A 15,926-nucleotide genomic window follows, 5' to 3' on the forward strand; every position below is an offset into this window, starting at 1 on the left:
TATAACCGCAGGTCAGAGGCGGTTTTCTGAAATCGAAACTGACGCGAGGAACATACGAGGAACAAGGAGCGGCCAGTTCTGGCCGCTCCTGTCCTGGTTTGGCGCCACTACCTGGCAGTTGAGAAGCGAGCGCGGCAGGGCCTCGAACCCAAGATCTCGTCAGCACCGGTATCGTCTTGGCCGCTAGAGGGATCGGCTGTACTCGAGGCAGAAGACACCGACCCTGCATGGCAGTCGCGATTATGATCAATGGCTGAACCCAAGCTCAAGCCGACCGCCTTTTCCGGGACGAGGCCTTCAGTTGGACCGTTGGGGGCCACTGGCACCGACAGTGCGTTTACCTCCCAGATGCGGCGCGACGGAGCTTCCTGTCGTCGGCGGGGACCTCGCGGCACAACTCGGCCAGATCGCACTTGGTGCACTTGTCATCCCAGATCGGGAGCCTGGGCAAGTCGTTCTCACGGAGTGAGTCGCCGGCGTCTTTGATGCGCCCGCGGACAGCAGTGAGGAGCGGATCCTCGACGAGCTCGCGGATCGTCTTGCCTTGCTCGTCAAGGTTCAGCACCTCGATCAGATCAGCTCGCTGACCGGTGAGCTCTTCATACCCGACTGCGTAGACGTGCAACTGATCCCGGGTGACGTCTTCGTCCTGAGCGCGAGCGGTGGACTTGAAGTCAACGATGGCCAACTCATCACTGTCGAGGCGCCTGACCAAGTCGATCCTGCCGTCTACCGTGATGCCCGGAGCAACGTGCACCTGGATCTGCTTTTCGCTGTGGACGGTGCGTTCGAGGTCGGCCCCGTGCTCATTGAGATACCGCTCCACAGCCTTGATGGCAGCAGCCCTTAACGTCGCCTTCAACGCTGGATAGGCGTATGGCGCATGCAGGTGTCGGTCCACTAGTTCCTCGGCCGCGGCCGCAGTCAGCAGGTCCCCCTCCAGCGCGCGCTTATGGGCCTCGGCGAGAGCGTCGTGGAGTCCCTTCCCGTACCCGAGCGCCTCATGTAGCGGCGGGTTGAAGCCGTAGAGGAACCTGAGCTTGAACTGGTAAGGGCACTCGAAGAGGTACTTCAACTCCGAGAACGACAACGTGACGTTCGCGATCTCTCGCTTCGCATGCGGCTCCAGCGATGGGGCCGGCGCTCCCGGATCCCGGGTTAGGAACCAGCTCTGCCTTGCGCAGTGATCGAAGAACGCCGATCGCCGCCCATAGAGGCGGTTGCCCGGAACCGGCGAGTACGACACAAACAGGTACTTCTGCGCACGGGTTACCGCAACGTAGAACAGACGAGTCTCGTCCTCGATGGTTCCCCTGTAGCGATCCGGACCCGCGACTGCAGTGTCAGGAATGACGTGGAACAGGCCGAGACCGCCTTGGCGTTTCGCGGGAAATCGGTTGCTACGAAGGCACGGGACGAACACGACCGGCCACTGCATGCCCTTGGCCTGGTGGACCGTCGAAATGACGACGGCGTCAGGCGCGGCATACCCCACGTCGGCATCGGCGTCGGCGTAGTAATCGGGTGCTTGGAACTCCAGCCAAGCAGCAAACGACTTGTACTTCTGGGCGGGGTCGGTGTTAAAGTAGATCGCCTCGAAGTCCGAAATTGCCTGGCTGAACTTCCCGAGTTGATAGAAGACAAGTTCGGCGCGAGCGGGGTCCCCAGGCACGGTGTCCTCGCGGAGCCGCAGTGCTTCGAGAAACTCGAGGTAGAGCCGCTGGATGTTGTAGACGCCCCACCTCTCACCGCGATCGAAGTCGCGGCCCTCGTTCAAGACCCTCATCGCCGCTGCCCAATCGCCAGTGGCTGGGACCAAGTCGGCGTCCTCAAAGAGGCTGCGAAGTGCCGCTGCGTCGATCTCGGCCACCACATAGCGGAAGACCCCGACGATCGCATGGATCTCGGGGCTGTCGAAGAGACGATTCAGACCCTTGATGACGTAGGGGATCTGCCTGCTTCTCATCTCGTCGACGAGGGGGCCGGCGTCCCGAGCTACCGAGCGAAACAGCACGGCACAGTCGGACCATGAAAGTCCTCGGGGCTCGGCGTCAGGCCCGTCCGTGAACGCGACTCCGCGCATTGCCTGAAGGCGATCGCAGATCGACGCAGCCTCGGCCTCGGGATCCGTGAACTCGAGGGCCAGTAGGTCACCGCGGTCGAACCCTTGGTGCCCAGACGCGACCATCGCCTTCGGGAGGCGGGCGCCGATTGGGATGAGCTCGGCTACCGATCGACCAACCTCGACGACACCCTCGCTAGATCGAAAGTTGTCGTCCAGCGTGACCTGTCGGACCCCGGCGTATCGGTCCTTGAACGTCACGATGTTGCCGACGTCACTCCCGCGCCACTGGTAGATCGTTTGGTCATCGTCTCCGACCACGCAGAGGTTGGCGCCAAACTGTGTCATGCCCTTGACGACGCGCTCCTGAAGCGGGTTGACGTCTTGGTACTCGTCGACGACTACGTAGCGAATGTCATCGCTGATGTGTTTCTGAACAAGTCGCGCTGCATCATCCTCGTCCGGGTCACCCTCTAGGAATTGCACTGCAAGGTTGATCATCTCGGTGAAGTCGAAGTACAAGTTGTCATAGAGGAGATTCATGTAGTCCCAGTGCGACTTGAGAACGCCCGCCGGAACGAGTGACTCGTCGACGGTGTCTTCTCTGAGCACGCTGGTCGCCTGCATGTATAATTTCGAGTGCACGAATCTGCGCAACCGTGGCGTCCCCGCCGAGAGAGTCGGACATTCGGCGAGACCCGACTTGCGACTGTTGCGGTCGACGAGGAGCCGGTTTGTGATGTCTGTCAGGACCGAAAACTTGAAGGTCTCGGGTACTAGTCGTTGCACCAGATCAAGGGCGTAGCCGTGCATGGTTCCGAGGTACATCTCCGCCATGCCCTGCGTGCTGACGCCCTCGGCTTCCAGCACCGTATGGATGCGCTCCTTGAGTTCAGCCGCCGCCTTCTCTGTGAATGTGAAGGCGATGACGTTCCGCGGCTCAACGCCGGGCTGCTTCAGGATTTCGGCAACGCGTTGCGAGATGACCTGCGTCTTGCCGGACCCGGCACAGGCAATGATCTGCAGGGGCTCGTCCAAACAAGCGATGGCAGCGGCCTGTGCAGCGGTGTACGCCGTCATTTCGGCACCTTGGCCAGGTGCTGAGCCGCCGACTCGTTCGCAGCCTGAACCTTCCCGAGTCGTTCGTTCAACTGTTCGGCGAGCCAAACTAGGTCGGCGCTGTCATGCGCCTTCATGAGCGTTGGCAACTCCTCGAGCGCACGTTGCTTCCAGGCCTCGCTGAACTCGTAATGCCACACGCCATCGCACTGTCGCTTCGCCGTCACAGCGATGGGCTCCCCGAGTTGATCGATGATCTTCGCCGCGATGCTATGAGGAATCAGGTCTTCAATCTCAGCCTGATGGTTGTGTTTACACCTGCCGGCCCACGTGCCAAGGCTCACGATTTCCCGAGTCTTCGACCAGCCGAAAGCCTCAAGTTGCCCCTGAGCACGCTTGCCCTCGTCATCGAAATCGAGCACTGCGACGACAGGCAAGTCGGTTGCCGCACGCGCGAGCACAGCCTGGACGATGATCCGTTTCGCACCTCCTGCATCGATGATGTGGAGACCGTCCATCAATTCCGACCGGCCGGCGGCCTCGCACGCGGTACGTATGAAGACCCCGTCGGTGTAGCCCTCAGTGATTACGACGCCCCTGCATCCAACTGGGATATTCAATGATCGGTCGAGAACCGCAGCCATGCCTGCGTCGCGGTACAGAGAACCGAGTACCTGAGCGTGACTGCTATCTCCCGCGGCAGTACGGATCCGGCTCGATCCACCGTCCGTCGCCTTCCCTACTTCTGTCACGAGTGCCTCTGCATCGCGCGAGATGACGTATGGCGAATGAGTGGTCACCAAGAGCGTCACATCAGCGCGCTTTGCCAGAGCCCCAAGTTCGTCACGGATCGCCTCCTGCGCTCCAGGGTGAAGGAACGCCTCCGGCTCCTCGACCGCGAGCACGAGCGAGCGTCTACTTTGCTCGGCAAGGTACTGCAGCATGGCGACGAGCACCCCACCACGCAGGCCGGTGCCCTTGTCGGAGAGCCCGGTCATGATGACGTCGCCCAAGCGGACGTCCACCGACGAGAGTGTTCGTTCAACCGTAGGAACATCGGGAACGAGTTCGGCGAGTGTCACCTCGGGGAAGATGACTGAGACCCGGTCGCGCACCTGCATACGCAGCGGCTCCAGAAGCTTCGTTTGGAGGTGCTGCAGGTACTTGCTGCGCGCCTCCTCCGCCTCGGCCAGCGCGTCACCAAGATGATCGCCAATTACTAGCTGCAAGATGTCGCGGAACTTGCCACTCAGTAGAGACTCCAAGTCTTCTCCACTGTGGATGACCGCGAAACGAACGACGCTCCGCATCTGCTCTTCGAGCTTCTTGTGCTCGTCACTGTCCGCCGGAAGTGACGCAGCTCCAGCGCCTCGAGCGCCGAACGTTGTCTGGCGAACGCCACCGGCGAACGAGGCCACGATCCTGACCTCGCGATCAACGGCATACGTCTTGCCGGCCTTCCCCCTTTTGACCGCAAGCTCATACTTCTTGGCCCGTCGAAGCAGTGTCGACTCCGGAGCAGTCGTACCGATATGGAAGGTGAGGGTGATTCGCGTGACGCGAGGTTGACCTACGCCCACGGTCGACGCGGGTCGATCGCGGTCTGCCATGTACTCAGCGTCAGGATCCAGCACCAGCTCAATGGCCCGGATCAGATTCGACTTCCCGCTGTTGTTAGGCCCGACGAAGTAGTTCACGCCAGACGTCAGGTCGAAATCGTGTTCACCGACGAAGCTTCGAAAGTCCTTGATGCGGACATGGGTCAGTTTCATACCTCGAAGACCTTCATGACTTCGTCGCCGTAGTCGTTGATGACCTTCACTGCGATCTTGTTGCCCTCGGAGGGCGTTGGGAAGGGCCGCGAGACTGTCTGATACATCGACTCCCACGCGTCCTCGTCGACGTCGGCCTTGAGCGCCGTCTTCAGCCTTCTGTAAGGATCGTTGCCACCCGTGAAGTAACAGTGGCGGACGAAGAACGACTCACCGTTGTAGTCGGTGTCGATCATCCAGAGGGCGATCTGGCTGGTGTCGTTGCTCCGCACCTCACCCGTCGTCGGGTCGTAGATGTCAACACCCTTGAGATCGACGACGTAGCCGTCGGTGGTCTTGCTGATGTCGATGTCTGGCTCACCGAAGACCGTAAAGAGGTTGCCCGCTCCCGTCTTCTTGAGTTCCTCCCCCATGAGAAGGTCAGCGTTCATCCGCACCATCAGCACCGGAAGCTTGCCCAGCAGGCGTGCTCCCTCGACCTGGGCGAAGCCCTCGTCGGACGCCTCTACGGTCACACCATCGGACTCGGTCACGTTCATGACATTCGGGTCAAACGCGAAGCCGAGGATGCACAGGAGGTCGACATCGTCAGCCCTGATGGCTTCCTTGGCAGCGTTCTTCACGTAGGACGAGCTGACCGTGCCGTACTGCGGACCCACCGCGATGGCCACACGCGCGGGCTTCGCGTGATCGCCTGTCGGAACCTGTTCGCCGATGGCTTGGATGTACGAGCCGGCGTAGGTCTCGAATGCGGCAAATTTGATCCGCTCGGCCTTGGTGCCGTTCTGGATGCCGGCCTTGGCTAGGTTGTCGAGGATGGATTGCTCGAAGTTCGGCGCATCGGCGTCCTTCGCCGCCTCGGTCTCGGAAATCGGCTCATCCCAGTCCTTGAAGGAGAGCGCCCGGTGGGGGCTTAGCGATTCGACGCTGAAGGGTCCAGCGACCCGGACCTTCTTCGTGTCCTCAAATGGTTTGTCGTACAACACCTCAAATTCAGCGTGGCGCTTGATCGCCGCGTCGATTTCCTCGCGCTTCATCCCCTCCTTGATGTCAGGGTTGTTCGTAATCGACTTGAGCATGATGTGAGGAACTCGCTCATAGACGAAACCGTGTCGAATGTCGTTGCTGAACTCCACCCGAGGAAGAACCTGAGCAGTCAGGGTCTGCTCCTTCTTGTGACCTTCAGCTGAATCGGACAGGAGGTACCACGGGTAGCGCGAGCCCATGATCCGTTGACGGGCAAGCGCCAACGCCACTCGTGAAGTATCGACGGTGATCCACCGGCGTCCCCATTGTTCAGCCACGATGGCCGTTGTTCCCGACCCGCAGGTTGGGTCGAGCACGAGGTCTCCCGGGTCGGTGCACATGAGCATGCATCGCTCGACGATCGTTGTGCCGGTCTGAACCACGTAGATCTTGTCCGAACCGCTGCCCTGCTGAACGTCTTCCCAAAGATTGGTTACCGCGACGGCCGGAAAATCGTCTACGTATCGAACGTAGCGAATATTGTTTCCTGCGATTCCAACGCGACCGGCCGCGAGGAGTCGGTTCATCCCAACCTCGCTGGTCTTCCATCGCGCAGTCATCGACGGGCGGAATGTGCGCCCGTCGACCTCGACCGGGAACCACGACGCCGCGCCATCGCCCTTTTCGCGTCCCGCGCTTTGGCTCGTGAGAATCGTCATCTGAAGTCGCCTGCCTGGTGCCTCGCCCCGGGCGAGCCCAGCCCTTTCCTCGGCAGTCATTCGTCGACGCGTTCCGTCTGCCAACTCGACGATGTCGTACCCGGGGACTTCCTGCGACAGGTTCTTCACCTTGTAGAGCTGCCGAAACTTCGCAACCTCGCGGTTCTTTGCGTACCAGATCACGAAGTCCGTAGTGGCGCCCAGGAACTCCGTCGTCGCACCGCTCGCCTTCTTCAGTGTGATGATGCTGATGAAGTTCTCTGGCCCAAAGACTTCATCCATAAGTGATCTGACGAGGTGGACGTTGTCGTCACCGATCTGCAGGAAGCAGCTACCACTTTCGCTCAGGATCTCGTGGCTCGCGAGTAGCCGGTCTCTCAAGTAGGCGAGGTACGAATGGATCCCCAACGCCCAGGTATCCCGGAAGGCCTTGATCTGCTCGACCTCGCGGGCCGCGTCCTCAAGTTTCCCGTCACGGACATCCCTGTTTCGCACGGAAATCTGCCAGTTGGAGTTGAATTTGATGCCGTATGGCGGATCGATGTAGACCATTTGGACCTTGCCACGGAGCTTCTCCCGTTCGGCTAGCGAGGCCATGACCTGAAGGCTGTCACCGAGGATCATTCGATTCGACCAGTTGGCGTCGTGCTCATAGAACTCAACCTGTTGGAGGTCGTCGAGGCCGTCGAAGGAGTCGAATAGGGCGAGTTCGGGCTCGTCCTCGGGCCTCGCGGCAGTGCGCCGGAGATTCTCGATCAAGACCCGCGGGTCGATCTTCTCCTGGATGTAGATCGGCGGGGCGTCCGTGACGAGGTCCTCGTCGTAGTTCCCTAGGTCATCAGCAGCCGGGTACTTCCCGCGCCACACGAGCTGAGGGTCAAGCGACTCGTCCCGGGTGTAGCGGACCTGGCGGATCTCCTCGAGCACCGGGCTGTCGTGGAAATCAATCGCGTCGGCGGTGGGGATGTTGGTCCGCTTCTCGTCGTGGGTGATCGAACTGACGGGGGTCTGGCCCTTGGGGACGTTACGCGCCACGAGCGCTCCTATCTGCGTGCGTCTCGTTGAAGTCAAGAAGGTCAGGGTCGCCGATGATCGGCGCGTCGTCGTACAAGGCCTGGATGGCGTCAGCGATCCGGACCTTGAAGCTATTGGGGTCTGTCATCTCGATGTATCCCCATCGTCCGAAGCCGCCGTGGTTGTTCACGGCGACGCACCAGGAGTCGCGAGCCGTTGTGGCCTTCTGCTGCGTCGGACCGGGGCTCTTCTGGCTGCCGGAGACTTCGATGATGAGGGTGCGCTCGACGTCTGAGTCACCGTGCTTGTTAAGTCGTACGAGGAAGTCGGGAATGTAGGAGTGACTGCGGCCCTTGTGGACGTACGGGATCGTGAAGCCGAGGTGGTCGTTCTTGACGAAGGCGTGAACGTTCTTGTTCAGCTCAAGCTCGCTGGCCATGAGCTGCTCCCAGGTGTTGCCGTCCTTGCCATCGAGGGTGACGTGGGAGACCTCGGACTTTTCAACTCTGACCACTCGCTTCCGGGTGATGAAGTCGACTTCGCCCGTGGACCCCTCCGGATCGAAACGGTTGATCATCGGGCGGAGCCGCTCACGTCGGTTGCCGACGTGCCGAGTGATGGCGTTCCACACCTGCTCGGCCGCCAGCACCCGGGCCTCGGTGATCGTCATCAGGTAGCCCAAGGTGTAGTCGCCCTTTAGTTCAACTCGCTGCTCGATCCAGTCCTGACAGATCTGCACCAGCTTCGGAAAGAGCCACGGTCGCTTGTCGCCAGCCGACGTGAACTGCTCGTCCAGGATGCGCTTTGCCAGCGCGAACGCCACCTGCTGGGGTCGGTACGTTGTCGGGTCGCCGTCCTCGAACTCGCGTTGTCCGACCACGCCACCCATTTCTACCCATGTGGGCACGGTGTTCGGGCCAATCTCGAAGACCGGAGCCTTCTCCAGATCGAGCCAAATGTCCTGGTCTGGCAGTTCCACCCGATACCCGTCAAGCTTCGGGAAGCTGATCCGCAAGTGCTCGCGGCCCTCGAGTGCACACACTTCGATCGATGGCTTGGGCGGAGCTGGGTCAACGGTGGGCTTGTCGCTCGAGATGAACTGAAATGGGATGCCGTAGACGTTGGCGTACTCCGGTTCGAAGTACCCCTCGTCGTTGGTCGCATAGTTGCGGCGCCGCAAGCCACGGCCGACGACCTGCTCGCACAGCAGCTGGCTGCCGAACGCTCGGACTCCGAGGATGTGGGTGACCGTGTTGGCGTCCCAGCCTTCGGTGAGCATCGAGACACTGACGACGCAGCGGACGTCTGCGCCGAGCTTGCCCTGCTTTCCGACGGTGTTCATGACCTCGCGGAGGAGGTCTTCATCGGTGAGCTTCTCGGCATCAGCGCCAGGGTTGCGCTGGCGGTACTCGGCCTTGAATTTTGTGATTTCGAGACCGGCTGCCTTCTTGAAGTCGTCCTTGAGCGCCTCGCCAGACTCAAGCTGCGCTGAGTCAATAAGGATGCTGAAAGGACGTGCGACCGGTTGGCCATCGACGACGTTGCTGAACAGCGGAAGGTTGCCTGCCCTGTGCGCCAGGATCTCGCCGTCTTCGACGATCGCCTCCCCAGCGATCCAGTCGTAGACCAGCTTGCTCACCACGGTGTTGGGACAGACGACAATGAAGACGGGCGGGGTCTGGCCGGACTGGCTTAGTTCGGTCTTCCAATGCCGATAGGCCTTCTCGTAGCTGCGGTACAGGCTGCGCAGCGCGCCCTCGAGTTCCTTCGGCGGCAGCCAGTCCTTGACCTTGTCCTTGGCTGCGCGCTTCGGGAGGAGTTGTCCGACGTAGTCCCAAAGCCGCAGGTAGGTGACAAGGTCCTCGTCAGCGTCGTCGTCGACGGGGGTCCTTGGGACCTTCACGATGCCGGCCTCGATCGCATCCATCAAGGAGAAGTCGCTAACGGTCCACGGGAAGATGTAGCCCTCGTTGTATCCACTGCCCGACAGGTAGAACGGGGTTGCCGAAAGATCCCACACCTGTTTGATGCCGACGCGCTTGGCGATGGCCTCCAGCCCTTTGAACCAGACGCCCGCATTCTGGTTCTCGGCCTGCTGCTCCTTGTCGCGCTTCTCCCCCGTCTGGATTGGGCGTGCGAGGTAGCAGTGATGCGCCTCGTCGTTGAGCACCATGATCTGCTGCTTGTCACTGCCCAGGTCCCGAAGCACGCGGCTGACCATCGCCTGGGGCGTTTCCTTGAATGGGTCGACCTTCTTGTCGCCCTTGAGGAGGAGCCGCGTGTTTCTTGCGATGCCCTTGATCTCCTTGGCATCCCTGAGCATGAACGAGTGGTAGTTGGTGATCACGATTCGCGCGCTGTCGAGGCCACCCTTGAGGTCCGAGGGGACCAGGTCACGCAGGTCGTAGTAGTTCTCGCCGTCTTCGGGGAAGAGAACGCGGAGTCGGTCGCGGATGGTGATGCCGGGCGCGACAATCAGGAACCGGTTGGTGAAGCGAGCATCGCGCGGCGCGTACTGCTTGTTGAGGGTCTGCCAGGCGATGAGCATGGCCATGACGATGGTTTTGCCCGAACCGGTAGCCATTTTGAGGGCAGCACGTGGCAGCCCGTTGTTGTGGGCTTCGTTCTCCGGCTCGAGGCGCTTGCGCCAGTCCGTCGGCCACTCCTTGCGGCCTGCGACTTCGGTGAGGAAGATCGCCGTCTCGGCCGCCTCACGTTGAGCGAAGATGACCCGGTTCTCTCGGGTCGGGTCGGCCCAGTGCTGCAGGAGCTTCCGGGAGATCGGGGTGACACCGGCGTACTGCCCGTCGCGGCGCCACTTGTCAACGTCGCGGCGGATGTCGTTGATCAGGCTGTTCTTCTCACGCCGCTCACGGGTCGCATCGAAGTCGAAGCCCTCCTGTTCAGAGCCGTCTCCGCCCTTCTTACCCTTCCGGCTGACCGCGATCGGAATGAACGACTCGCTCGGACGTCGGCCATCCCGGATCTCTCCTGTCGGTCCCTGAGGGCCGATGGCGTAGTGGCGATCTGGCTGCTCGTAAGGCGTGTTGAGGATGGGATTGTCAATCGTCCCCGTCATGCGCACCCATTCCTGTCGACTCCTTTGAAGTCCCACCCTAGTGAGATCGGGCGCCTCGCGGGTCCCTTCCGCTGACGCAGGCCCGTCAGATCGATGGGGCAAGCGACCGATAGCCCGCGGTCTCCGATGACGTCAGGTGCCAGCCCTGGCAGGCTTGGCATGGGTAGGCGCGACACTCTTGCCTGCGGGTCTCGGTGTGTTCCCCGATGGCCAACCGGCGGGCCGCCACAGCGTGGTGGAGTGCCGCCACAGCGTGGTGGAGTGCCTCCACAGCCTCGGTCTGGTCGCGGAACCGGCGCTTTTCGCAGCCCGGGCACCGTGCGAGATGACGACGAGTGTGTGATGCCACGGTCCGGACTCCCTCATTGACGCGGTCCCGAGAGTGGACACACCACACAATGCACGGCACTACCGACAGAACCGAGCGAGGCAGATTCGCCTGCGGTCCGCGCCTGGTCCCACTAGCCTTGCCCCGAGGGAATGAGGACGACTCGGATGACCAATGGACTCGAAGGCTTGACCAGCCTCTCCAGGTCGTCTGATCACCTCGGCAATCTCGCGAACGTGCTCAAAGACCTCGGCGGTGGCGGAACACTGCTGCACGAGTTGACACAGAACGCGAACGACGCCCGAGCGAGTCAGGTTCGCTTCACCGCCACCGATCGCGAACTAGCAGTGTGGAACTCAGCCGTCTTCACCGATTGCGGGCGCCAGGAGCTTCGGCAATGTCCATGGAAGGTCAGGGACGGACGGCGCAGCTGCGACCTTCACTCGTTCAGGCAAGTCGCCGGCCGGCACAAGGCAGGCGACGATGCCACGACCGGTGCGTTCGGCGTGGGCTTCACTGCGGTCTACCAGGTCACCGACCACCCAGAGCTGGTGACCGGCGGCAGTCACTTGGTCCTCGATGAGTCCCGTGCCGAGGACGACCGTATCGAAATCTGTTACCGGGCATGTGGGCGTGACCACGCGACAGCCGGAACGACCTTCTACCTTCCGTGGGCGCGGCAGCAGACGGCGCTGCGGACCGAGCTCGGTGCGTCCGCGCTCGGCGACGACGAGATTTCGAAGCTAACAGACGAGATGGTCGCGGCTGCCGGCCCCGCACTCGTGTTTCTTGAACACGTCGAGCGCCTAGATGTGGTCGTCGCCGGTGTTCCCACCATCGTCACGCGCGCTACTGATGGAAATCGCGTCGTTCTGTCGACAGACGGTAGCCGAAGCGAGTGGCTCCTTCTGGCCGACAACGCAGCGGGCTCGGACGAACTCAAGGAACGGTTCGACCAGGGCCGCTCGCGATCGGATCTCGTCCAGGTGGCGGTGCCTATGGATGGCGAGGTCATTGGTCGGATCTACGCGGATCTACCAACCGAGACGCCGAGCGGTTGGAGTGGGCACATCAATGGGACGTTCTTCCCGCGCCAGGACCGGAAGGGCATCGAGTTCGACGGGGCAGGTTTTCGGGGGCGTTGGAACGACCTGCTGATCGCTACCGCTGCCCGCATCACGGCCGAGCAGTTGGAGACGATCGCAAGTGCGCTCGGGCACCGAGTGGCGTGGGCGTACGTCGTCGACGCGGAGCTTGTCAATCGAGCGATCCAGAAGACTGGCCAGTTCCCCGAGGCGTTCAACGCCTTCTTCGAGCAGGCGAAGGCGTCGGTCCCGCGGGCAAAGATCGCCCTACTCGCCGACGGTACGTCGGTTGTTCCCGGGGGCACCGTCGTGCCGCTCAAGGAGGTTGAGTACGACGCCGCAGACGCACTAACGAAGCTCGGCCTTTGGGTCATCGATCGCGGACTCCGACCGCTGATTCAGCGGATCACGTACACGGAGTACGGGATCCGTCTGCTCAGCGCCGCCCACGTCGTTGATGCCCTCCAGGATGCGGATCTTGTCGAAGCCTGGACACCCACCGACACAACCGACTTCACCGCGAACGACGTCGAGGTCGTCCTCCGCTTGCTGGACAACCTCCAAGATCGAGGAAAGTCGATCCTGGTTGACGCAGGAGCTGGCGAGGTGGCCATCGTGCCCTGTATCGATGGCTCGTTCGCGGTCGCAGACTCGGTCTCAAGGCTCCATGGCGACGACCGTGCACTGTTCGAGCTGCTAGATCCCGAACTCAAGATCCTCGACGAGCCCCGGCTCGCGGCACTCTGCCCCGCCCTGGTCGAACTATGCGACGACATCACCCCGAGCCGCGCGATCGAAATCTTTGAGGCCGACTCAGAGGCACTCTCGGTTGGTCCCGACCTCGTTTTGGAGTGGCTGGCAAACCACCGTGCTGCCCTCGTCAGCGAGGACTTGCGAGCACGTGTTTGTGCCCTGTCGATCTTCCCGAGTGCGTCAGGCGAGCTTCGACCGCTCAACGACCTGTCGCTCCCGTCCGACTTTGATGATGTTCTCGGGGTCGCCGATCTGGTGGATCAAGACAGGATCGCCGGACACACCGACTTGCTACGTCTTCTCGGTGCCAAGGAACTCGACGCGTCGGAGTACATGACCAGGCACGTCGCGCCGTTCGCAGCCGATGGCGATCTGACCACGGCGTTGGCTGCGGGCGTCCTAGAGATCGTCCACAGGCACCGCCCGGAACTTGAGGCGCAAGGCGCACGGGATCTTCTCCGTCGAACCCCGCTCGTGCCCTGCACTGACGGCGTCATGCGGGTCGGACCGGACGTGCACCTTCCCAACCGAGCGCTGAGCCTGATCGCCCCGGACACACCCATCGCCGACACAGCGCTCCTAGGGGACCACCTGCGGAGCGCTCTTACCTGGCTTGGCGTCGCTGACCAACCCAGTCACGCCGTACTGAACGAGGCTGCTCGACGCCTCGGCGAGGAGGCCGCACAGCCCAACGTCGATGTTGCGCTCGCTGTCCTCAATGCCTTGCCAAATCCACCAGAGTCCGAAAACCCGCCAACCACCCTGAACCAACTTCGCGCTTCAGCCTGGCTTCCGTGCGAAGGCGGCGTTCGCGGTCGCCCTGATGAGGTCTTCGCCATCTTCCAGCGGTACCTGTTCGAGTCCCAGGGCAAGAAGCTGGCTGTTGCCAGAGAGGACCAGCAGCGCCTCACGAAGGTCCTCGACTGGCTGGGCGTCCAAAGCACACCGACAACGGCCATGGTCGTCGCTCACCTTCGTCATTGCGCCGAGCTTGGGCTCACCATGAACCCCGAGGTATACAGAGCGCTTGGGCAGGCGAAGGAGGAGTACCTCGTCGCTGCCCTGCGTAACGTCCCGTGCATTCAGGTTGCCCAAGGCGAGTTCGTCGAACCGACCAAAGTGTTCTGGTCAGATCCGGGGTTCGGCTCATGGGCGCAGGTGCTGTCTCCGACGAGCCGTGAGTATCAAGCGTTTTATGACCGCGTACGGGTGAACGAAGCGCCATCGCCAGATCAGATCGAGCAGACGCTGCGAGGCATCAGCCGAGGTGCCAGCAACGACCGCCTGGGTGACGAGGTCAAGCGCGTCGTCCACCGTTGCTGGGAACTTCTAGATGAGGTCGTCGGTTCCGCGGGCGCAGAATTGGCGCGTCTCGGTGCCATCAAGTGCGCAGTCGGCCCGCGGGACATTCTCGAGATGCCCACGATGCTCCTGTTCGCTGACGGCCGGCGCCTCGCAGAGGGAATCCGGCTCATCAGAGACAACCTTGTCCGTCGAGACAAGACGACCCACCGCGCGCTCGCGGCTGCGGGTGTCCGTGCAGCCGAGGAGGTCATCACATCTCATGTGGACTCCGCACTCAGCTACGGCGAAGCAGTGGACCTGCCGTCGAGGATCCGAGATCGGGTGTCCGCGTTGGAGCGCCTCGTCGAAGCTCAACGGACCGACGGAAGCGACATAGACCTCGACCGGCTTGCGGGCCTACGCATCGACCTCATGCCTGAGCTTGCGGTTGAGTACGTCACCAGGTTTGCCCATCAGCATCACGTTGATCCCCCGCGACCCACCGAAGCCATCTACTTCGCCGAGGATCACCGCCTGATCGTGCGTGAAGACAAGCCGAGTCGACACGTGGCCCGGGAAATCGCTCTCTGTATTGCTCCAGATCTCGACGCCAGCTCCTTGGCTCCGTCAATCACTGAGGTCTTGGCCGCGCCGAGTCTCGCGGATGCCATGAGTGCGCTGGACGACTATGGTGTGCGCGACCTCGATGCGACGACGTGGCAGCCCGTCGAGAGCCAGTCTGCTGTCGAGATGGACGTTGATGACTCGGAGCGCTGGACCGACGAATCAGAAGCGAATCCGGCTGACACGCAAACCCGCGAAAGTGATGCTGAGTTCGACGAGATCCCGGACCCGGCGGACGAAAGTGACCGAACGCTAGAGCACGACACCGCATCAGGGAAACCGGACGGCACCAAGTCCAAAGCGCGAACACGATCCGGCACCGGGCAACGGCGAGCGCACATGGCGTCGTTCGTCTCATTCGACGAGGACGAACGTGAGCTCAACCAAGCCGGCGACGAGGCACCCGAACGGTCCGCCGTCGATGAGGCTGGGGTCGCCCGGGTCCTTATCTACGAACTGTCCTGTGGTCGCGTTCCGGAAGAGCAGGCTCACAACAACCCAGGCTTCGACGTGCTCTCAAGGGATGACGAGGGCGAGGTGGTTCGGCGCATCGAAGTCAAGTCGATCGGCGGCGCATGGACTGGATTCGGCGTGTGGATGTCCGCGACCCAGCTTGAAGACAACAGAGTATCTGGAGACGACTACTGGCTGTACGTCGTGGAGCACGCCGAGGACGATGACGCCGCGGTCATCCACCGGATTCAGAATCCCGCGGCCAACGCCACAAAGTTCGGTTTCGACCCGGGGTGGCAAGCGCTGCGCGAACCCGACCTTGAACGCGACGCCTCGGGGAAGCCTCTGACCAGCAACACCAGGCGCCTGCTCGGATGGAGCGGGCCAGGCAACACTCCGGCGGATTGAGAAGCACCGGCGTCGCACTTAGCCGGGCTCTGCGCAGACAAGGTCGTGACGGACGGCGCGGTGCAATGCGAGACATCCACGGGGTCCTCCGCGCGATTCGACAGCCCGGCTATTGAATACCCCGGCGCTGTTCAACCTCCATTAGTGCCCCACTCCTCGTGCGCTTGCCGGTTCAGGCTGACGACGAGTGACGGCTCCGGATATCGCGCGTCCCCCGCGCCTTAGAAGCCTTCCAAACTGAGCGGCACGCATGCTACGAAGGTCTGTAGATCGGCTCGCCCACCTGGGCGGGCCGAGCGTCATTTCAAGGCTAGTTGACG

Annotated in this window: 5 protein-coding genes; 1 reads left to right on the top strand and 4 read right to left on the bottom strand. The window is 62.0% G+C overall.

All coding sequences use genetic code 11. The annotated features are described in order from the left end of the window. Window positions 1–337: 337 nt before the first annotated feature. The 4 genes from ACP7BP_RS17895 to ACP7BP_RS17910 are packed head-to-tail and all read right to left on the bottom strand — an operon-like array spanning window position 338 to window position 10,671. Complete coding sequence (locus ACP7BP_RS17895) at window positions 338–3,142, bottom strand: ATP-dependent helicase (RefSeq protein WP_426246545.1); 2,805 nt, start codon at window positions 3,140–3,142, stop codon at window positions 338–340. Further along, window positions 3,139–4,893: an ATP-dependent nuclease gene (locus ACP7BP_RS17900; protein ID WP_426246546.1), complete on the bottom strand. Its 1,755-nt coding sequence runs from the start codon at window positions 4,891–4,893 to the stop codon at window positions 3,139–3,141. Before ACP7BP_RS17900 ends, ACP7BP_RS17895 begins: the two co-directional genes overlap by 4 nt. After that, on the bottom strand, window positions 4,890–7,613 hold the full coding sequence (locus tag ACP7BP_RS17905) for a site-specific DNA-methyltransferase (RefSeq protein ID WP_426246548.1): 2,724 nt from the start codon (window positions 7,611–7,613) through the stop codon (window positions 4,890–4,892). Before ACP7BP_RS17905 ends, ACP7BP_RS17900 begins: the two co-directional genes overlap by 4 nt. Further along, complete coding sequence (locus ACP7BP_RS17910; RefSeq protein ID WP_426246549.1) at window positions 7,603–10,671, bottom strand: BPTD_3080 family restriction endonuclease; 3,069 nt, start codon at window positions 10,669–10,671, stop codon at window positions 7,603–7,605. The genes ACP7BP_RS17905 and ACP7BP_RS17910 overlap by 11 nt, the downstream gene beginning before the upstream one ends. 495 nt (window positions 10,672–11,166) lie before the next feature. Here ACP7BP_RS17910 and ACP7BP_RS17915 point away from each other — a divergent pair, with 495 nt between their 5' ends. Next, on the top strand, window positions 11,167–15,606 hold the full coding sequence (locus ACP7BP_RS17915) for a protein NO VEIN domain-containing protein (RefSeq protein WP_426246550.1): 4,440 nt from the start codon (window positions 11,167–11,169) through the stop codon (window positions 15,604–15,606). Window positions 15,607–15,926: the final 320 nt, after the last annotated feature.

The organism is Nocardioides sp. LHG3406-4, from assembly GCF_049897745.1.
Classification (GTDB): Bacteria; Actinomycetota; Actinomycetes; order Propionibacteriales; family Nocardioidaceae; genus Nocardioides.

Bases quoted from the DNA above. Each gene is read 5' to 3' on its own strand.
- ACP7BP_RS17895 (WP_426246545.1), bottom strand. From the start codon at position 3,142: ATGACGGCGTACACCGCTGCACAGGCCGCTGCCATCGCTTGTTTGGAC.
- ACP7BP_RS17900 (WP_426246546.1), bottom strand. From the start codon at position 4,893: ATGAAACTGACCCATGTCCGCATCAAGGACTTTCGAAGCTTCGTCGGT.
- ACP7BP_RS17915 (WP_426246550.1), top strand. From the start codon at position 11,167: ATGACCAATGGACTCGAAGGCTTGACCAGCCTCTCCAGGTCGTCTGAT.
- ACP7BP_RS17910 (WP_426246549.1), bottom strand. From the start codon at position 10,671: ATGACGGGGACGATTGACAATCCCATCCTCAACACGCCTTACGAGCAG.